The following is a 17,439-nucleotide window of genomic DNA, read 5'->3' on the forward strand; positions in this document are numbered from 1 at the left end:
AGGTGTGCTGCTCACCGGTCGTGCGGTGCCCACGGACGTACGCATGCAGGGCACGTCACCCCAGACCGAGCACCAGCGGCCCCTGAGTGTGCACGTCGTGGCGTATCACAGACGCACGTAGGCGGCACCGCGCCATTGGCGTTGCGCGACGTAGGCCACTGCGGAGGGGACGACGTTGATTCCGTCGATCAAGAGTTGGGGGTCGAGGTTCTGGGCGCGCAGAGAGTTGCCGCAGGCTGCGACGGTGCAGCCATGAAGGAGAGTTTTCTTGATGGTGCTGCTGAGGTCGGAGTCATTGCAGAGGTGTCGCACTGCTGCGCCTTGGACCACGATCTCGATGACCGTTTCCTGACCTAGTTCACGTCGCATGTTGGTGGCGCTGAGCAGTCCGGCGGCGAGGGTGGTCTGGTCGGGCAGGTGCATCACGACGCTCGGGTCCTGATCGTCCGGGATACGCATCAGATAGCGCCTTCTGGGCGGAGATGTTCAAAGACCCGTTCGATAGCCCATAGGGCCAGAAGGGTCAGGCCGCTGGACAACAGCAGGGCAGTGAAGCCCACCGGCTCGTGGAACGTGGTGAAGATCCCGCAGATGACACCGACGACTGCGAAGAAGACGCACAGGATGCCGAATATGCGGTATCCAACTTTCATGGGAGTTCCGTTCTCACAGGTGACTGATCAGGCTCCGGTGATTTTCCAAGACTAGGACACGGGGTCTTCGAGTGTCTTGGCGCTGTCTTGGGATCTGGGGATGGTGCCGCTGCTCGTGGCATGGGGGGTGTGGTTGTGGAAGCGGGTGCGCTGGACGCGGAGTCGCTGACCTTCGGGGGTCGGGTGAGCGGTGGTGCGTGCGTGGTCGCGCGGTGTGCGGCGAGGTGGTGGCTGCCGATGGCTGTCAGCAGCACGCAGGGCAGGACCCATAGGGGTGGCCCGGTCAGTTCCCAGGCGAAGAATGCCGCGAACCACGGTGCCTTTTGGGTGGTGGCCAGTACGCCGGCGGCGCCGATGATGGCGTAGGTGGGGGTGGGCAGAGGTAGGCCGAGGGCGTGGGTAGTGACCGCGGCGGCGGCTCCGAGTGCGGCTCCGGTTGCCAGCGCGGGGGTGATCAGGCCTCCGGTTGCTCCTGCTCGCAGGTACATGCTGGTGGCCAGGGGTTTGAGCAGCAGCAGGGCGAGGAACACTGCGATGGTGCCGTGTCCGGTGATGATGGTGTCGATGATGGCTTTGCCGTTGCCGAAGAGTTCGGGGAACCACCAGGCGGTGATGCCCAGCAGTGTTCCCGCGGCGCCGATGGTGATGATCAGCCAGGGGGTGGCGGGGGTGGTCTTTGCTCGTGCGCGGGACATGAGGTCGGAGAATCTTTCTCCGACGATGGCGCACGGCGCGATCGCGATGAGGGCCCAGGCCAGGGTGGTGGGCCAGGAGGGTGTGGTCCCGGGCCAGTGGTAGGCCCGTGCGGTTCCGTGCACGGACCACAACACACCGGTCGCGATCCCCGAAACGGCCAGGGCCATCGCCAGGGTGGCCATTCGGCGAGTTCGTAAGGTGATTTCGACGGCGAACAGTGCGCCTGCGATGGGGGTGTTGTACACCGCGGCAAGGCCAGCACCGGCGGCTGCTGCGATCAGCACCGAGCGGTGCGCGGGGCTGATCCTGCGGTGTTCGATGGCAGTGGCGGTCAGCAGGGCCGCCATCTGACGAGGTGCCCCCTCGCGACCGATGGATGCTCCGGAACCGACGACAAGCACTTGCAGAAGGGCGTCGAGATTGACACGCCACAGGGCTGGTCGTGGCGAAGACCCGGTGACCAACTCGTTGACCGTCAGCACTGGGCGTTGTCGTCGTATCCACCACCACCCGCCGCCGGCGAGCAGTCCTCCCAGGGCGGGGCCGACAACCCGGCGCCACCGGGGTGCCTGCCGAACGCCGTCCAGGAACATCCCATGGTCGTAGCCGAAGGTTTGGTACTCCACCAGGTGCAACACGAAGCTGAGAGCGACACCGGCCACGCCGCTCAACAGTCCGGCCACGACGACGCACAATGTCAAGGCCAACGGCGACGAGCCCGCCGACCCACCTGGCGAGGGTTGGGAACTAGGGGGCACGGGGTGTCCCGGCCCGCCGAGTCGCGCCGCACGGGTGGGTCGGTCACGGTTCAGGTGTCCTGGCTGCCGCACCGTCAAGGGGCCAGTGCGTGCAGTGGCTGTTGGTCGTTGCCGGGTGAGGACTCGCTGGTCACTCCAGAGCCCCCGCGCTGCCATCGTCGCGGACCATGGGCAGTCCCTGCTCGTGCCATGCGCTCATGCCCCCAACCATGTTGCGGACCTGGAACCCGGCGGCCGCCAGCCGCTCGGCGGCTTTGCCGGAGCGTTTTCCCGATCGGCAGATCGTGATCACCGGCACCGCCGTGTCCATGGTGGCCGGTTCCAGGTCACCCAACGGGATGTGCACGGCCCCGGCGGCGTGACCACGGTCCCACTCTTCGTCCTCGCGGACGTCCAGGAGAACGGTGGGGGGTCACTGCAGCGGAGCGCGTCTCGGCGGGTGTGATGTCGGGCCCAGGGTGCGGGTAAGTGGCGTCAGGCATGAGTACTCCTTAGGGCAGCGGACAGTAACGCGGAATCGACGAAGGCTTGATCGCTGTGAAGGAGCGGGGCGGCGACGCCGAGGCGGTACCCGGTCCGGGCAGCGAAACTGGCGCTCACGCTGAACCTGTCGCCTCGGATCAGCGTGTGTCGCCACTCGATCCGACGATCGCCCCAGGTGCCGGTACGTTCGATGGCGAACGCCGCCGTGCGGTCGTTGATCTTCAGCAGTACCCGTTCGGGTGCTGTGGGGACCACGGCGCGAAGATGCTCTTCGCCGCCGGTGAGCCGGATGGCGCACCGACGGTCCAGTTCGTCGTAGAGAGCGGTGCGCGTGAAGTCGCTGTCCAGAAGCGGCGCGGTCAGCTGCGCGGGAAGCCACACCCGGTCCACTGCCAAGGGCTCGCCGTCAGCCAGTCGCAATCGCTCGAGGTAGAGCAAGGGAACATCGTTGGGCAGTCCCAGGCGGCCCGCCACGACTTCATCAACGCGGAGATCCAGCACTCGCACCTGGCTGATCTGCTCCATCCCAGCGTCCTCAGCCGCAGCAAACAGGCTGTACAGTGCACCAAGCGGTTGTTCGATCTGGGCCGCTGGCGGGATCTGTGGTGCACGACCCCGGGCCGCGGTCACCACACCGTCATCTCGTAACTGCCGCAGCGCCTCGCGGACGGTGTGACGACTGACGCCGTACTGCTCACGCAAGCTCAGCTCCCCCGGGAAGGGGCTATCGGCGAACTCCCCGGTCTCAAGGCGTCGGCACAGGTCATCGCGCAGCTGCTGCCACAGCGGAGTCCGCGCCTGCCGGTCCAGTGGCCGCACGCCGGTACTGCTGTTCATGGTGCACCTCCTCTTCTCGTTGACCTGCGCCGTGTTCGCAGCCTCGTCTTGTGTCGACTCACCGATCCGCGTAATGTCTGGACATTACCACGGCACTTCGCCGGGTATGACTGGACATTTAGTGGGGTTGCGTAATGCAGGTCGAAGTTCTGGACACATCCGAGCTGGGCGACCGCAGCTACGTGGTGCACGACGGCTCGCACGCCATCGTGATCGACCCGCAGCGCGATATCGACCGCGTACTGAACGTGGTGGCCCGGCTCGAGGTGGGCGTCGATGTGGTACTCGAGACCCATATTCATAACGACTACGTGACCGGTGGGTACGAGCTGGCGCGCCGCGTCGGCGCGCGATACGTGGTCAATGGCGAGGATCAGGTCGCGTTCGAACGCACCCCCGTCCGTGACGGCGACACCCTGCAGGTCGGCGACCTGAGGGTTGATGTCGTGGCCACCCCCGGGCACACCGTCACGCACCTGGCGTTCGTGATCACCAATATCACCGCGCCCGACTGTCCTCCGGCAGTGTTCACGGGCGGATCCCTGTTGTACGGCAGCGTGGGACGCACCGATCTGGTGGATCCGGCCCGCACCGTGGAACTGACTCACGCTCAGTACCACTCGGCCCACCGCCTTGCTGACCTGTTGCCCGACGACGCACCGGTCTACCCCACCCACGGGTTCGGCAGCTTCTGCTCCTCCGGTTCCGCTGCAGGTGGACAAGACAGCACGATCGGTATCGAGCGCGGCCGCAACGACGCCCTGGTGACCCAGAACGAACAGGAATTCGTCGACACCCTGGTAGCCAATCTCACCGCCTACCCCGCCTACTACGCGCACATGGCACCGCTGAACCTGGCCGGCCCCGGCGTGCCCGACCTGAACCCACCCCGCGAAGTCGACGCCGCCGACCTGGCCAACAGCATCAGAGCCGGGGAATGGGTGATCGATCTCCGTGACCGCACCGCCTACGCCGCCGACCACATCGAAGGCACCGTGAGCATCGCGCTGGGTGCGCAGTTCGCCACCTACGTGGGATGGCTCGCCCCCTGGGGCGCCCCACTGACGGTGATCGCCGATACCCCCCAGCAGGTCACCGACGCTCAACGCCAGCTGATCCGCATCGGTGTGGACCAGTTGGCCGGTGCCCGCAGCGGCGACTTGGACCAGGTCGCCGCCGACGCGCCGCGAACCAGCTACCCCCGTGTCAACTTCGCCGAGGTCGCCGCACAGGCCGGCCCCGGCGACGTCATCTTGGATGTCCGTCGCGACGACGAACGAGCCCAGGGATATATCCACGACTCCGCCCATGTCCCCCTCAGCGACCTACTGACCCGTCTGGAAGACCTGCCACCGGGCCGGTTGTGGGTGCACTGCGCCTCAGGATTTCGCGCCAGCATTGGCGCCAGTCTGCTGGCTCGTGCCGGGCGCGACGTCGTCTACATCGATGACGACTACGACCACGCTCACGCCGCGGGATTACCCACCGCGTGACAAATCCCGACCCGCTACGCCCACCTGACGCGGCGGCCCTCAATATCGCAAACCCCGTGAATGTGAGGAAACCCATGGCACAACAGCACCAGCACAACGTGCTAATCATCGGTGCAGGGAGTGCTGGCATCAGCACTGCCGCCCGCCTGAACCACGCCGGCGTCGACAACATCGCGATCATCGATCCGGCCAGCATGCATTACTACCAGCCGCTGTGGACGCTGGTCGGCGGAGGCCGTGCGCCCATGGGAAAGAGCGGACGCCCCCAATCCTCGCTCATCCCGGACGGGGTCCGGTGGATCCGTGAGAGCGCCCAGAGCATCGACCCCGACGCTCAAACGGTCACCACTGACAACGGTGTGCACCAGTACCGTCAGCTGATCGTCTGCCCAGGGATCCAACTGGACTGGGACAAGATCCCCGGGATGATCGAGGCGCTGAACACCTCCGAGGTGTCCAGCAACTACTCACGTGACCTCGCGCCGAAAACCTGGGACCTGATCCAACAGACCCGCTCCGGCACCGCGGTCTTCACCATGCCCGCCGGACCCATCAAGTGTGCCGGTGCACCTCAGAAGATCGCCTACCTCGCCGCGGACTACTGGCGCGAGCAAGGCGTCCTGGACGACATCCGCGTCGTTCTGGTCCTTCCCACGCCCGGGATGTTCGGCGTCAAAGAGTTCTCCGACGAACTGGAAAAAGTGGTCGCCGATTACGGCATCGAAGTGCACAAGAACAGCGAACTGACCCAGGTCGATGCCGACGGTAGACGGGCCCGCATCACCAACAACGCGGCCGAAACGACTGAGGACATCGAGTACGACATGATGCACGTCGTCCCCCCGCAGTCAGCCCCCGATTGGCTCAAAGCCACCCCCCTGGCCGTTCCCGACAGCCCCACCGGCTATGTGGACATCGACAAGAACACCCTGCAACACACCCGCTACCCCAACATCTTCGCGTTGGGCGACGCCGGGTCCTCCCCCAACTCCAAGACGGGTGCGGCAATCCGCAAACAAGCCCCCGTGGTGGTCAGCAACCTGCTCGCCGCACGGCAATCCAAGGCTCTCCCGGCCAGCTACGACGGGTACGCGTCCTGCCCACTGACGACCTCACGCCACTCCATGCTGCTCGCCGAGTTCGACTACTCCATGCGACCTCACCCCTCCTTCCCCGTCATCGACACCACCAAATCGCGTCGCGACATGTGGTATCTCAAGCGGTACGGCCTTCCCTTCATGTACTGGAATCTGATGCTCCGCGGGCGGGTCTAGGCCACACCACGTCCGCCCCGCCATCGCCCATTGAACAACCCCTAAGGACACCCCAGTTCTCATGCCCGCACCCACCCTGACCCCTCACCAGCTGCACGACATGGGCCCTGTTCGCATGCTCGATGTGCGAACCCCCGGTGAGTTCGAGACCGTCCACATCAACGAGGCCGCGAACATCCCGCTGCACGAAATCGACCGGTACACCGAGCAGCTGGTTGCCACGCATCCACACCCCCTCGTCGTGGTCTGCCAGTCCGGCAACCGGGCCCACAAAGCGGCACAAACCCTCATCGATCACGGCGCCACCAACGTGCACGTGCTCGATGGTGGCATGGCCGCATGGACCGCGGAAAGGCGTCCGGCAGTTACAGGTCGGCAGCGATGGGCCATGGAACGCCAAGTACGCCTCGTCGCCGGGTCCATCGTCCTGGTCAGCCTCATGGCCAGCAGGCGCGTCCCGCGATCGCGGTACATCGCCGCCGGTATCGGTGCGGGACTGAGCTTTTCGGCAATGACCAACACCTGCGCGATGGCCAACGTCCTAGGACGATTGCCCTACAACCATCCGGCCAGCACAGACAGTGCCGCGGCCGTTGCAGCACTCGTGACTGAGAACCACGCCACCACCCTCCGGTGACGACCTTATGGATCATGAGATCTCCCCGGTACTTCACGGCAGTCGGCTCAGCTGCAACATGGACGGTGCTTGGTTCGGTGCACGCGCCTCTGCCCGTGACGTCTACGTTGCGTCAGGCTTCAGCGAACCGTGCGCTAAGCCGTTACTGCGGGATAGGACCTCAACGAACTGACGCACCGTAGGCGAACCGTCGACACCCTCCGGTGTCCGATACAGCCGACACGACAACCCGATCGAGGTACCTGGCGAGGCGAAGGGGTCCGCCCCGTCGATCAGAACCGTCGGGGAACCAGGGAACTTCCAATGCTGCGCCTGTTCCTGGGTTTCCACCAGGATCTTCTCCACCTCGACCGGGTACCCCAACCACGTCAGCGCCTCCCGCAGGCGCGCGTCGGCTGCCCCCCAATTGGGGCACTCATCGAAACACAGCAGTTGAACGCGCACGGTGCCCATTGTGCATGCACACGGCAGCCGACGACGAGCCTGACGCCAGGGGCGCGATGAACGCACCTACTAAGGGCAGAACATGGGGCCCGCGAGAGCCGCGTGTCCACTCGTGTGTCCCAGATCCCTATCATCACGCTTTGTTTCGATGCCAACCACAGCCGATGCGAAAGTCTCGCTACCATCGAAGCCCCCACCTGCACGGCTGCATGTGAACGCGGCCGACTAAGGATCGAGGTCGCGGTGAATCGGCGCGAGACCATCGTCGTTCTTGGATCGCAGCCAGACCCGGGTACCTGGCGTTTCCCACGCCACGTGTATGACGCCCTGGACCTGGCAGCCCAGCGCTACGCCCATGCGTCCATCAAGCCGGTCGTGATCACATCAGGAGATCAGAGCCTGAGCTTTGCTCGTGGCCAAGCGGCTCAACCGTTTCGCGAGTGCGACCGTTTGGCGGACGATCTCGTTACCCGGGGGTCTCGGGTGCAGACATCCTTCGCGAAGGAGAATCCAGGGATGTCATCAGTAATCTGTACTACGTGAAACGTGAGCTTGCCCAATACGGGGCCCCGCGGCAGATTGTTCTTCCGCTGGCGGATTGGCGGATCCCGCGTGTTGCCATGGTGGCTGAGAAGGTCCTGGGTGCTGATTTCATGGTGACCTACCTCGGAGTGCCGTCCGATTCCCCGGACCCAACTCAAGAGCACCTCAAGTTCGACATGCAGGGGCGGTTCCTCGAACCCATGCCACGGGGGGACGACGCGTGGCTGTCCGGGAAGTTTTATGACTCCTGGCTCTACCGGTTCTGGGCGGAACGCGGCTGAACCGGCTTCGTTTTAACCCTGTGGCCCGTCCGTGAATGTCGGAAAGGACTCGGTCACTAAAGGCAAACCTTGCACCGGCTGATGTACTAGATGATATCGCCGACGTTGACTCTCATTGTTGGCCAGGATTGGGTCACCGGAGGGACATGATGCAGCGGTCTCGCTACCGAATGGGCTGAGAAGCCAAACCCGGTCTTGCCATCTGGTTCTATGTAATCGGAGTCCTCGCACCACTCGCTGGGAGACGGGGGTCTCCCAGCGAGTGTGACCATGAAAAAATGCTGTCCAGCACAATTAGTCTTGAGTAAATATATGCATCCTGGTGGGTATAGCTGCCGAGGTCCTTGGACCGTGACGTATTTGACTGCCCGGGTGATAGTCGTCGTCTTTGTTCAGCTGGCCGGGACCAGGACCGTGTCGATGATGTAGACGTTGGCGTTCGCGGTCTGCACATTGCCGCAGATGATCTTCGCGGTGGCCCCGCCCTTGACGGTCAGGGTGGGCACGGTGCCGCTCACCGTGTCGCTGGTCTTGGCGAGCGTCTGGTGGGTGCCGACGATCTTGTCCGGGCCGAGGCGGGTGGGCAGGACGTGGTTGGTGAGGATCTTGGTCAGCATCGTCTTGTCGGCGAGGACCTTGTCGAGGGTCGCCTTGGGGAGCTTGGCGAAGGCGTCGTTGGTCGGCGCGAAGACGGTCAGGTTCTGGGTGTTGTTCAGCGTGTCCACCAGGCCTGCCTTCTTGACGGCGGTGACCAGCGTCGACAGCAGCGGGTTGTTCGAGGCCGCGGTGGCGACCGTGTCCTGCGTCATGCCGCCGAACGAGCCCTTACCGGTCTTCGGTACGGCCGAGCAGCCGGGGCCGAACGGCTGGGCGGCCGTAGCGGCCGCACTGCTGCTGGGGGCCGACGACGAGGAAGACGACGCAGCGGAGCTGGACGAGCTGGAGGGGGCGGCACTGGAGCTGCCGGAACCGCTGCTGCTGCCGCAGGCGGTCAGCGCGATGGCGCCGATCGCGGTGACGGCGGCAGCCGAGGTGATGGAACGCGTCTTCATGGGGGATCTCCTGGTGGGGTTTCGCGCTGTGACGAGTTGGATTGGTTGAGATACGGGAGGTGTTCGGAGACCTGATATTCGCGGATTGCCAATGCGCATAATGACTTTCATCCGATGTTGACGATTCCGCTGGACCCGTTCGGGAAGACGTCCTTGCGGGTCTCGGACTGCAATGAGTCCTCGACGTAGACCACGCGGGCGCGGACAGCGTGCTGCCCGGTGGCCGTGGTGTTCCATATATAGACCCACCGGCGCCAGAAGTCGACGTTCACGTCCGGACCCATGGTGGCGTCCTTCCAGGGGCCTTCGTCGAGACTCACCTGCACGCGTACGACTCCGTGCCGCTGGGCCCACGCGACGCCGCCGATGACGACCTTGCCGCCCTTGACCGTCGCGAAGGACCCGGGCGTGTCGATGCGCGTCGAGGGTTTGATCGGTCCGTCGATGGTCCGGAGCGTGACCCGGTTCCGCCGCGATGACCGTCACGGGCGTCCTCACCGCCGAGTGGGGCTTCGTCTTCCACGAAGCGGTCTGGGCGCTCGTCTCCCTCTGGAGCATCACCGAACGACTGCGGGGCCGCACGCCGCGAGCTGCTCATTGAGTGGGGGGTGACAGCAATGGATCTTGCTCTGCAATTCATCGGCGCGATCGGTATCCTCCTGCCCTTCGCACTCCTGCAGATCGGCCGGCTGTCGCAGCACAGCTATGCCTACCTCGCGCTCAACCTGGACGGCTCCGCGGTCCTCACAACGGTCGCCTATCTGGATGGTCAATGGGGGTTCTCATCCTGCAGGCGGTGTGGACACTCCTTGCGGCTTGCGGCTTGCGGCTTGCGGCATCGCGCGAAGCCTGAGATCGACCTCGGCCAGACGAACCTGACCCGTGCTCGGGCCGCGGTGGTTCGCGGGCGGTTCGACCGCAGCCCCTGTTCACGCGGGGCCGCGGATCTGTCAGCGCGTCTGCTGCCGCCGAGCGGGCCGGCCGGCAACGGAAGGTGCGCCTCCGATGAAGTCGTCCCAATGTCGTCGTACCGGATACCAGTGGTCATCGAATTCCTGGGTGTGGCGTGACGCGCGCTCCATCCGCTGCGGAATCCGGCCGAGGGTGGCCGGTCTCGCCGTTGGCCTCGCCGGGACCTGCAGTGCACGGAAATTCGTCGAGTCGTCATTGGACCGGGTGTCTTCGTGGTGGCTGCGTCGTCGGATGAACGCGAGGTGGCTGTGTAACCGACTGTCTAGCTGCCTACCTGGACTCCGACTCGTCACAAGGTGATCGCGATAGACGAGCCGATCGGGCCCCGATCCGGGTCACCAGCCCATGGTTGACAGGCTCAGCACAGGGCCCCACAGGCCTGTTGCAGACGCAGACCCCATTGTGAGCGGGTAAGCGGGCATCCGCCCGACGCTGTTGAAAGGTAGTTGCATGCTTCGCAGGACCAAGATTATCACCGGCTCGAGCCTGGCCGCGGTCGCCGCGGTGGGTGTGGGGGTTCCGGCCTACGCGTCATCGGCCTCCACGGCACAGTCCAGCACCGCCCAGAGCACTCGTCATCACCACCACAAGGGTCACCGGGACAGGCTTCATGAGCTGGGCCTGACTCGTGCCGCCATCGCCAAGGACGCCGGCACCGATGTCGCGGGCCTGAAGGCGGGTCGCAAGGCTGGTGAGTCGCTGGTCCAGATCGCCGCCCGCCATCACGTGTCCCGCGCGACGCTGCTGTCCCGCCTCGACGCGACCGCGGATGCGCGGGTGACCAAGCTGATCAACACCAAGCTTCCCGTGCGCAAGACGGGCAAGCACCCGGCGGCCCACGCGTGGGCCAAGCATCATGGGCTCGGTGGGGCGTACAAGAACGTGGCCGCGACATTGAAGCTGAGCCCGCAGACACTGTCGGCCGACTTGAAGAAGGGTGAGACGTTGCAGCAGATCGCGACCGCGCAGCACGTCAGTACCGCCACTCTGACCGCCGTCATCGACAAGGACGTGAACGCCGCGATCGCCAAGGCCGCGGACCGCGTCCCGCACTCACACGCTGGCAAACGCACGACGTCCTCTTCCTCCGCTACTTCCTGACCGATCGGTGACGCATGGGTCCCACCGCGCGAACGCTGCGCGGTGGGATCCGTGCTGTGCGGCAGGCAGATCGACCCGAGTCGGCGTTGACCCGCGGTTCCAGTGGCGTGGGGTGACGAAGCGCCTGCCCTCCGTGACGGCATGCGCTCCAGAAGTCGTCATGGCTGAGTAGTGAGCCCTACCCCGTTCGTCTCAGCCGTGTGGCCGGTCGACCTGGCTCCACCGAGGCGCTTGGACGCAGGGAGCAGGATGCAGTGATGACGGACGATGAGTGGCCAGCCGGATTCTTCGACCGGCAGGACAACGGCGACGACGCCGACTTCTACGGACCGCCGCGCCTGGTCACCCATATCGACGACGGGGCGATCGCGGCGGTCAGCGAGCTGTACGACGAGCTGGGGGTTCCCGAGGGCCGGGTCCTGGACCTGATGTCGTCGTGGGTGTCGCACCTGTCCAGGAAGCCAGGCGGTGGGCTGGTCGCGCTCGGAATGAACGCCGTGGAGTTGCAGGCCAACCCGCTGGCCGACCAGGTCGTCGTCCAGGACCTCAACCTCGACCAGCAATTGCCGTTCGCGGACGCGTCCTTCGACGCAGTGGTCTGCTGCGTCTCGATCGACTATCTCATCCACCCGGTGGAGGTGCTCCGCGAGGCGGCGCGCGTGTTGCGTCCCGGTGGGGTCGTGGTGCTCACCTTCAGCAACCGGTGCTTCCCGACCAAGGCGGTTTACGGGTGGCTGGCGACCGACGAGGACGGACGCGTCGCGATTGTCCGGACGTACTTGCAACAGGCGGGCTTCGAAGCAGTCTCGACCGCCTTGCGGACCACACCAAGATGGGGTCGCGACCCGTTGTACGGCGCTTGGGCTCGGCGTGCCTGAAACCGACGCACATCGCTCAACGGCAGAAGTCCGGTCGCCGCCGCCCGCACAGCAGGCGCCCTGAGGTTCGAATGGATGAAAGGAACGCCGTGAGGATTGCCGACACCTCCGCCCTGCCCGCAAGGCCGTCCGTCACGGGGGTTCGCTTCATGCCTCGGCTGGCCAACGAATGCGCGGCTACTGTCGGATCGACCTCGGCCCGGACGGCGGCGTCGTACAGCTGCCAGTGGTCATCGTTCACGGGCTCGAACCGGGCCCCGTCCTGGCGATCACGGCGGGGATCCACGGCGGCGAGTATGTATCGATGGTGTCCGTCCGACGCTTCCTCGACGGTCTGGACCCTGCACAGCTGAGGGGCACGGTCATTGCCAGCCTCCAGTCGAGCCCACAGGCCTTCGCCGAGCGACGTGCCTACCTCAACCCCGCCGATGGGAAGAACCTCAACCGCTCCTTCCCCGGCAACCCGACGGGTTCACCCACCGATCGCCTTGCTCATTGGCTGTGGGAGAACGTCATCTCGCGCAGTGGCTTCTACATCGATTGCCATAGTGGCGACCTCACCGAAGGGTTGGACCCGTTCGTCGGGGTGTTCCTCGGCCCAGGCGGAACTCCGGACCCGAATGCCGTAGCGCTCAGCGAGTGCTTCGACGTCGCACGCCGCATAGGGCTGAGCGGCAATGGCACCACGATCAAGACTGCAACCGAGGTTGGGATCCAGGCGGTCTTGATCGAGGTGGGTGGACAAGGCCGATGGACCGAGCATGAGGTCGACATCCAACGCGACGGCCTGCACAACGTCATCGCCCACCTCGGCATGACGCCGCATCGCGCACCCCGCGACAAGCGCAGCCTTCCCAATTTCGATGCAGTCCCGAGCAAGCTGGCGGAACACGCCGGTTTGTGGTTCCCCGCAGTCACAGCCGGTGAGACCGTCTCAGCCGGCCAGTTCGTCGGTGCGATACAGGACCCGTTCGGTGATGTCCTGCAAGAGGTGCTGGTCTCCGACGAGGCGGTGGTCGCCTACGTGATGACGAGCCTGGCGGTCAATGCCGGCGACGTGGTGGTCGCCCTCGCTCGTCCGACGCACTGACCGCCGTCGAGCACGACCTTCGTCTGCGACCACCTTCGTCGTTGCGCCAACGAGTGTTGGGCAGCCATGGTCCCTGCCGTCAGTGGGTCGCATCAACTTGAGACCTTCGAAGCCGTCAGCGTGGTCGACCGTGCCAGCGCGAGCAGCGAACCGATGGGCGAGCTCAGCGCCGGAACCGGCGGGGACGGTGATGGCATCGATCTTGATCGTTGCCGGGAGGCAGGACTGTCACCGCGTCCTGGTCGGCGTCACACGTCAGTCAGGCCGACCGACGGGGCAGGACCTCAACGCGAGTCGGTCATCTCTGCGGAACCTTGGTTGGGAACCGGAGCAATCGCGGCGGAGTGGGGCACTCGCGGCGAAGTCACTCGTGCCATGAACTGGGCTACCGCGACGCTGCATCGGGTGCCGGTGCCCGCACCCACTACCGTCGACGGGTGAGTGATGTAGCGGACGAGACCCCGGCGGCACGCGAGATGCCGACCTTCGCCGAGCTCGGGTTGCCCGAGAAGGTGCAGGCCGTGTTGCGTGACGTGGGCTACGAGACCCCGTCGGCCGTGCAGGCCGCGACCATTCCGCCGCTGCTCGAGGGCCGGGACGTCGTCGGCGTCGCGCAGACCGGCACCGGCAAGACCGCGGCGTTCGCCCTGCCGATCCTGTCCCGCCTGGACCTCACGCAGAAGGCGCCGCAGGCGCTCGTGCTCGCCCCGACGCGCGAGCTCGCGCTGCAGGTATGTGAGGCCTTCGAGAAGTACGCAGCCCACCTCAAGGGCGTCAAGGTCCTGCCCGTCTACGGCGGCCAGGGGTACGGCGTGCAGCTCTCCGCGCTGCGCCGGGGCGTCCATGTGGTCGTCGGCACTCCCGGTCGGATCATGGACCACCTCGACAAGGGCACTCTCGATCTGACCCAGTTGCGCTTCCTGGTGCTCGATGAGGCCGACGAGATGCTCAAGATGGGCTTCGCCGAGGATGTCGAGACGATCCTGGCAGACACTCCCAGGGACAAGAACGTCGCGCTGTTCTCGGCCACGATGCCGGCTCAGATCCGCCGGCTGTCGAAGAAGTACCTCGACGACCCTGTCGAGATCACCGTCAAGGGCAAGACGTCCACGGCGGCCAACATCACCCAGCGCTACCTCACGGTGAGCTATCCGCAGAAGGTCGACGCTCTGACGCGGATCCTGGAGGTCGAGAACTTCGAGGGCATGATTGTGTTCGTCCGCACCAAGAACGAGACCGAGACTCTGGCCGAGAAGCTGCGGGCCCGGGGATTCTCGGCCACGGCGATCAACGGCGACGTGGCCCAGAACGTCCGGGAGCGGACCGTGAACCAGCTCAAGTCCGGCGCCCTGGACATCCTGGTGGCCACCGACGTAGCGGCCCGCGGCCTCGACGTGGAACGGATCAGCCACGTGGTGAACTACGACATCCCGACCGACACCGAGTCCTACGTGCACCGCATCGGGCGCACCGGCCGGGCCGGGCGCAGCGGCGATGCGATCTCGTTCATCACTCCGCGGGAGAGGTACCTGCTCAAGCACATCGAGAAGGCCACCCGCCAGCCGTTGACCCAGATGTCCTGGCCCAGCGTCGAGGACGTCAACACCACGCGTCTGGCTCGCTTCGACGACCAGATCACCGAGGCGCTGCAGGCGAGGGATCGCATCGAGGGGTTCCGAGAGATCGTGGCCCACTACGTCCGCGAGCACGACGTGCCCGAGGTCGACGTGGCCGCCGCGCTGGCCGTGGTGGCCCAGGGCGAGGAGCCGCTGCTGCTCGACCCGCTCGCCGAGAAGTCGCGGCGCACCGAGCGCCCCGCCCGTGAAGAGCGACCCGACCGCGGCGGCGGCAGCAAGTCCAGCCGTGGCGATCGCGGCGCCCGGCCCGAGCGCGGCGCCCAGCACGAACGACGGGCCCGGCCCGGCCACACGACGTTCGCGAGCTACCGGATCAATGTCGGCAAGCGGCACAAGGTGGAGCCGCGCCAGATCGTCGGCGCCATCGCCAACGAGGGCGGACTGAGCCACGGCGACTTCGGCGCCATCTCGATCCGGCCCAACTTCTCGCTCGTGGAGCTGCCGGCCGACTTGCCCCCCGAGGTCTTCGACAAGCTGCGCACCACCCGCATCTCGGGCAGGTTGATCGACCTAGCCGATGACGACGGCACGAAGGGCTCCGCGGAGTCCTTCCAGGACCGGGCAACTCGCAAGCCCCGCCACAAGGGCTGACCGGGCCGGCATCACCGGCGCATCGGCCCCGACGGGATCGGTGCGAGGGACCGGCAGATCTCACCAGTCTCGCGTGGGATCGACGCGCGCTCGCCTCCAATTGCAGGGCGACGGACTACTGACCACCGACACGATCGCCGAGGTCTACTGCGAGCTCGTAAGCGCGCCTTCCCCGGCCTGAGCCCACGTTCCGCAACGCGGCGGCATGGGTCACTCTGGGCGGTAGGACGTGGTGGTAGGCCACGAAACCACCGCCACCCGCCTAAACGAGGCGGGTGGCGATCCCTGGGTAGGTGAGCACCAGGCCCGCAGCGTCGTAGGTCAACTCGCAGGAGAAGTCGAATGACGGGGCGGCGTAGGAGTATCGCTGGGCGCTGGGGTCGTGAGTGCGTGCGTACTGCTGCTCGAGGCGATGGAAGCTGAGGTCGTGGGCTCGGACGTACGCGGCTGGTGCCTGGCTGCTGGCACCTGGGGGCAGGGCGAGTCGGTGCACGGGGAGGGTGTTGGTGAGCGCCGAGGACTCGAGGTCCAGATCGAAGCACCCCTCCAGCTCGTGTTGGGCAATTCCGTCGACGGACCAACGTCCTTCGCCGTCACTGTCCAGCACCAGCGAGCGGGGGCCGCCCTCGGAGCGACCGGTGATCTCGGCATGGCGGGTGCGCCACTGCGTGTCGACCGCGATGCGGTAGCTCACGAGCCACGGGCTCGCATCCTCGACGGCGGTCGTACACCCCGCCAATACGTAGCCTTCAGTGCTGGATTCGAAGAACGCGACCTCGAGCGCGGTGCGGGTGTATCGGTGGGACCAGGCGGCGCTGCGGGGGAGCGGCAGGAAAACCATGACGGACTCCAGCTCTGTTCCTGAGTGGCACACGCACGGCGACCACGTGGCGGGGGAGAGGTGCCCCAGTCTTGCCGGTGACCCACGACGTGCGGGCCGATTCGGCAGCACGGACGCGGTCCTCGCCGCCCGGACGTCGCGCCCCAGAGCGCTTCTTGTCGTGGCCGTGTCCGGGGCGCACGGGACGAGCGCAGGATCCCGACATCGTGCGCGTTCTGATTCACGCGAGGTGGACCCGCCGCGCGGACTTGCGCCCCGGCACCTTCGGACGTCGGCGAGGCTGCGCTCCCCGGGGCGGGACACGCCGCCACGCCGCGGCTAGTTGCTGGCCTCGCCGTAGTTGAACGTCGTCGTGCACCCGCCGTCCACGGTGACGATCGACCCGGTCATGAACGACGCGGAGTCGGAGGCCAGGAAGACGGCGAGGTTGGCCACCTCGCTGGGCTGGGCCTGACGTCCCAGCGGTTGCATGCCCGCGGCCTTCTCCCTGATGGCCGTCGCCGCGTCGAACTCCTCGGGTGACAACTGCGGGCCGCGCCGCCCGAGCCCGGTGTCGATGTATCCCGGGCAGATGGCATTGAACCGCAGGCCGTCGTGACCGTAGTCGACGGCCAGCTGACGGGTCAGATTGATGATCGCCGCCTTGGACGCGCAGTACGCGGCGGCGTTCGGTGCGCCGATGAGTCCGTACGTCGATGCGGTGTTGACCACGCACCCGCTGCCCTGCTCCAGGAAGTGGTGCAGTGCGTATTTGGTGCAGAGGAAGGTGCCGCGCAGGTTGACGTCGATCACGCGGTCGAAGTCCGCCGGCTCGATCTCGTGCAGCCGGAGCTTGCCGCCACCGACGCCGGCGTTGTTGACCAGGATGTCGAGGGATCCGAAGCGCTCCACCGTCGCGCGGACCAACGCCTGCGCCTGGTCCGCATCGGAGACGTCCGCGGCGGTGAAGGCGGCCTCGCCGCCGGTGTCGACGATCTCCCGCACCGTGCGTTCGCCGTCGTCGACCAGCACGTCCGACACCATCACCTGTGCGCCCGCGGCTCCGAGAGCGGTCGCGATGGCCCGACCGATCCCATTGCCCGAGCCGGTGACGATCGCGGTCTTGTGCTGCAGGTTCTCGGTCATCGTGTCTCCTCGTTGCGGTCTATTCGCGAGTCCGGCCTCGCCGGCCGGCTGGT

General features: G+C 66.1%; 20 protein-coding genes. 11 read left to right on the forward strand and 9 right to left on the reverse strand.

Annotated elements, in window-relative coordinates; all coding sequences use genetic code 11:
• Positions 1 to 105: 105 nt before the first annotated feature.
• From LVQ62_RS11345 to LVQ62_RS11365, 5 genes are all read right to left on the reverse strand, one after another.
• The gene (locus tag LVQ62_RS11345) at positions 106 to 459 is read right to left on the reverse strand and encodes a DsrE family protein (protein ID WP_233761672.1); all 354 of its coding nucleotides are present in this window, start codon (positions 457 to 459) and stop codon (positions 106 to 108) included.
• Positions 459 to 653, reverse strand: coding sequence for a cytochrome c oxidase subunit 4 (locus LVQ62_RS11350; protein WP_233761674.1), 195 nt, complete (start codon positions 651 to 653; stop codon positions 459 to 461). The genes LVQ62_RS11345 and LVQ62_RS11350 overlap by 1 nt, the downstream gene beginning before the upstream one ends.
• Positions 650 to 2,032, reverse strand: coding sequence for a chloride channel protein (locus tag LVQ62_RS11355; protein ID WP_233761676.1), 1,383 nt, complete (start codon positions 2,030 to 2,032; stop codon positions 650 to 652). Before LVQ62_RS11355 ends, LVQ62_RS11350 begins: the two co-directional genes overlap by 4 nt.
• Before the next feature lie 205 nt (positions 2,033 to 2,237).
• On the reverse strand, positions 2,238 to 2,504 hold the full coding sequence (locus LVQ62_RS11360; RefSeq protein ID WP_255696555.1) for a rhodanese-like domain-containing protein: 267 nt from the start codon (positions 2,502 to 2,504) through the stop codon (positions 2,238 to 2,240).
• A 77-nt stretch (positions 2,505 to 2,581) separates the two neighbouring features.
• Complete coding sequence (locus LVQ62_RS11365) at positions 2,582 to 3,427, reverse strand: GntR family transcriptional regulator (RefSeq protein WP_233761680.1); 846 nt, start codon at positions 3,425 to 3,427, stop codon at positions 2,582 to 2,584.
• A gap of 182 nt (positions 3,428 to 3,609) precedes the next feature.
• Between LVQ62_RS11365 and LVQ62_RS11370 the strand changes: the two genes are divergently transcribed.
• The 4 genes from LVQ62_RS11370 to LVQ62_RS11390 all read left to right on the forward strand — a co-directional run bounded on the left by LVQ62_RS11370 (position 3,610) and on the right by LVQ62_RS11390 (position 8,099).
• Positions 3,610 to 4,920 (forward strand): rhodanese-like domain-containing protein, encoded by a 1,311-nt coding sequence (locus LVQ62_RS11370; protein WP_370639612.1) that lies wholly within the window; start codon positions 3,610 to 3,612, stop codon positions 4,918 to 4,920.
• Complete coding sequence (locus tag LVQ62_RS11375) at positions 4,917 to 6,194, forward strand: FAD-dependent oxidoreductase (RefSeq protein ID WP_370639613.1); 1,278 nt, start codon at positions 4,917 to 4,919, stop codon at positions 6,192 to 6,194. Before LVQ62_RS11370 ends, LVQ62_RS11375 begins: the two co-directional genes overlap by 4 nt.
• A 61-nt stretch (positions 6,195 to 6,255) precedes the next feature.
• Positions 6,256 to 6,831 (forward strand): rhodanese-like domain-containing protein, encoded by a 576-nt coding sequence (locus LVQ62_RS11380; protein WP_233761684.1) that lies wholly within the window; start codon positions 6,256 to 6,258, stop codon positions 6,829 to 6,831.
• Between the two features lie 983 nt (positions 6,832 to 7,814).
• Positions 7,815 to 8,099 (forward strand): hypothetical protein, encoded by a 285-nt coding sequence (locus LVQ62_RS11390; RefSeq protein ID WP_233761688.1) that lies wholly within the window; start codon positions 7,815 to 7,817, stop codon positions 8,097 to 8,099.
• 392 nt (positions 8,100 to 8,491) lie between these two features.
• Here the strand turns inward: LVQ62_RS11390 and LVQ62_RS17870 are convergent, their stop codons facing one another.
• Positions 8,492 to 8,908: a fasciclin domain-containing protein gene (locus tag LVQ62_RS17870; RefSeq protein WP_370639614.1), complete on the reverse strand. Its 417-nt coding sequence runs from the start codon at positions 8,906 to 8,908 to the stop codon at positions 8,492 to 8,494.
• On the opposite strand from LVQ62_RS17870, the gene LVQ62_RS17875 reads away from it, so the two are divergent.
• Positions 8,907 to 9,200, forward strand: a complete 294-nt coding sequence (locus tag LVQ62_RS17875) for a hypothetical protein (protein WP_370639615.1) — start codon at positions 8,907 to 8,909, stop codon at positions 9,198 to 9,200. The two genes, LVQ62_RS17870 and LVQ62_RS17875, sit on opposite strands and share 2 nt — an antisense overlap.
• A 58-nt stretch (positions 9,201 to 9,258) precedes the next feature.
• On the opposite strand, the gene LVQ62_RS11400 is transcribed toward LVQ62_RS17875, so the two are convergent.
• Positions 9,259 to 9,597: an Ig-like domain-containing protein gene (locus LVQ62_RS11400; protein ID WP_370639705.1), complete on the reverse strand. Its 339-nt coding sequence runs from the start codon at positions 9,595 to 9,597 to the stop codon at positions 9,259 to 9,261.
• 29 nt (positions 9,598 to 9,626) lie between these two features.
• Here LVQ62_RS11400 and LVQ62_RS17555 point away from each other — a divergent pair, with 29 nt between their 5' ends.
• The 6 genes from LVQ62_RS17555 to LVQ62_RS11425 all read left to right on the forward strand — a co-directional run bounded on the left by LVQ62_RS17555 (position 9,627) and on the right by LVQ62_RS11425 (position 15,420).
• Positions 9,627 to 9,752: a hypothetical protein gene (locus tag LVQ62_RS17555; protein WP_255696391.1), complete on the forward strand. Its 126-nt coding sequence runs from the start codon at positions 9,627 to 9,629 to the stop codon at positions 9,750 to 9,752.
• A gap of 16 nt (positions 9,753 to 9,768) precedes the next feature.
• Positions 9,769 to 10,221, forward strand: a complete 453-nt coding sequence (locus tag LVQ62_RS11405; RefSeq protein WP_233761692.1) for a hypothetical protein — start codon at positions 9,769 to 9,771, stop codon at positions 10,219 to 10,221.
• A gap of 352 nt (positions 10,222 to 10,573) precedes the next feature.
• Complete coding sequence (locus LVQ62_RS11410) at positions 10,574 to 11,224, forward strand: LysM peptidoglycan-binding domain-containing protein (RefSeq protein ID WP_233761694.1); 651 nt, start codon at positions 10,574 to 10,576, stop codon at positions 11,222 to 11,224.
• Positions 11,225 to 11,481: 257 nt separating this feature from the next.
• Positions 11,482 to 12,102, forward strand: coding sequence for a class I SAM-dependent methyltransferase (locus LVQ62_RS11415; RefSeq protein ID WP_233761696.1), 621 nt, complete (start codon positions 11,482 to 11,484; stop codon positions 12,100 to 12,102).
• Positions 12,103 to 12,328: 226 nt separating this feature from the next.
• Complete coding sequence (locus LVQ62_RS11420) at positions 12,329 to 13,192, forward strand: succinylglutamate desuccinylase/aspartoacylase family protein (protein WP_233761698.1); 864 nt, start codon at positions 12,329 to 12,331, stop codon at positions 13,190 to 13,192.
• A gap of 476 nt (positions 13,193 to 13,668) precedes the next feature.
• Positions 13,669 to 15,420, forward strand: coding sequence for a DEAD/DEAH box helicase (locus tag LVQ62_RS11425; RefSeq protein ID WP_233767779.1), 1,752 nt, complete (start codon positions 13,669 to 13,671; stop codon positions 15,418 to 15,420).
• Between the two features lie 262 nt (positions 15,421 to 15,682).
• Here the strand turns inward: LVQ62_RS11425 and LVQ62_RS11430 are convergent, their stop codons facing one another.
• Together LVQ62_RS11430 and LVQ62_RS11435 are read right to left on the reverse strand one after the other, a co-directional pair.
• Positions 15,683 to 16,261 carry a putative glycolipid-binding domain-containing protein gene (locus tag LVQ62_RS11430; RefSeq protein ID WP_233761700.1) on the reverse strand — a complete coding sequence of 193 codons (579 nt, stop codon included), beginning with the start codon at positions 16,259 to 16,261 and terminating at the stop codon, positions 15,683 to 15,685.
• 318 nt (positions 16,262 to 16,579) lie between these two features.
• A complete protein-coding gene (locus LVQ62_RS11435) occupies positions 16,580 to 17,386 on the reverse strand; it encodes an SDR family NAD(P)-dependent oxidoreductase (RefSeq protein WP_233761702.1) in 807 nt (268 codons plus the stop codon).
• Positions 17,387 to 17,439 lie beyond the last annotated feature (53 nt).

Source organism: Allobranchiibius sp. GilTou73, from assembly GCF_021391335.1.
GTDB classification, from domain to species: domain Bacteria; phylum Actinomycetota; class Actinomycetes; order Actinomycetales; family Dermatophilaceae; genus Allobranchiibius; species Allobranchiibius huperziae.

What these genes read in the sequence shown, in the direction of transcription:
- LVQ62_RS11345 (WP_233761672.1), bottom strand. Translation starts at nt 459, where the DNA reads ATGCGTATCCCGGACGATCAGGACCCGAGCGTCGTGATGCACCTGCCC.
- LVQ62_RS11405 (WP_233761692.1), top strand. Translation starts at nt 9,769, where the DNA reads ATGGATCTTGCTCTGCAATTCATCGGCGCGATCGGTATCCTCCTGCCC.
- LVQ62_RS17555 (WP_255696391.1), top strand. Translation starts at nt 9,627, where the DNA reads ATGACCGTCACGGGCGTCCTCACCGCCGAGTGGGGCTTCGTCTTCCAC.
- LVQ62_RS11410 (WP_233761694.1), top strand. Translation starts at nt 10,574, where the DNA reads ATGCTTCGCAGGACCAAGATTATCACCGGCTCGAGCCTGGCCGCGGTC.
- LVQ62_RS11380 (WP_233761684.1), top strand. Translation starts at nt 6,256, where the DNA reads ATGCCCGCACCCACCCTGACCCCTCACCAGCTGCACGACATGGGCCCT.
- LVQ62_RS11425 (WP_233767779.1), top strand. Translation starts at nt 13,669, where the DNA reads ATGCCGACCTTCGCCGAGCTCGGGTTGCCCGAGAAGGTGCAGGCCGTG.
- LVQ62_RS11415 (WP_233761696.1), top strand. Translation starts at nt 11,482, where the DNA reads ATGACGGACGATGAGTGGCCAGCCGGATTCTTCGACCGGCAGGACAAC.
- LVQ62_RS17875 (WP_370639615.1), top strand. Translation starts at nt 8,907, where the DNA reads ATGCCGCCGAACGAGCCCTTACCGGTCTTCGGTACGGCCGAGCAGCCG.
- LVQ62_RS11365 (WP_233761680.1), bottom strand. Translation starts at nt 3,427, where the DNA reads ATGAACAGCAGTACCGGCGTGCGGCCACTGGACCGGCAGGCGCGGACT.
- LVQ62_RS17870 (WP_370639614.1), bottom strand. Translation starts at nt 8,908, where the DNA reads ATGACGCAGGACACGGTCGCCACCGCGGCCTCGAACAACCCGCTGCTG.
- LVQ62_RS11350 (WP_233761674.1), bottom strand. Translation starts at nt 653, where the DNA reads ATGAAAGTTGGATACCGCATATTCGGCATCCTGTGCGTCTTCTTCGCA.
- LVQ62_RS11435 (WP_233761702.1), bottom strand. Translation starts at nt 17,386, where the DNA reads ATGACCGAGAACCTGCAGCACAAGACCGCGATCGTCACCGGCTCGGGC.
- LVQ62_RS11430 (WP_233761700.1), bottom strand. Translation starts at nt 16,261, where the DNA reads ATGGTTTTCCTGCCGCTCCCCCGCAGCGCCGCCTGGTCCCACCGATAC.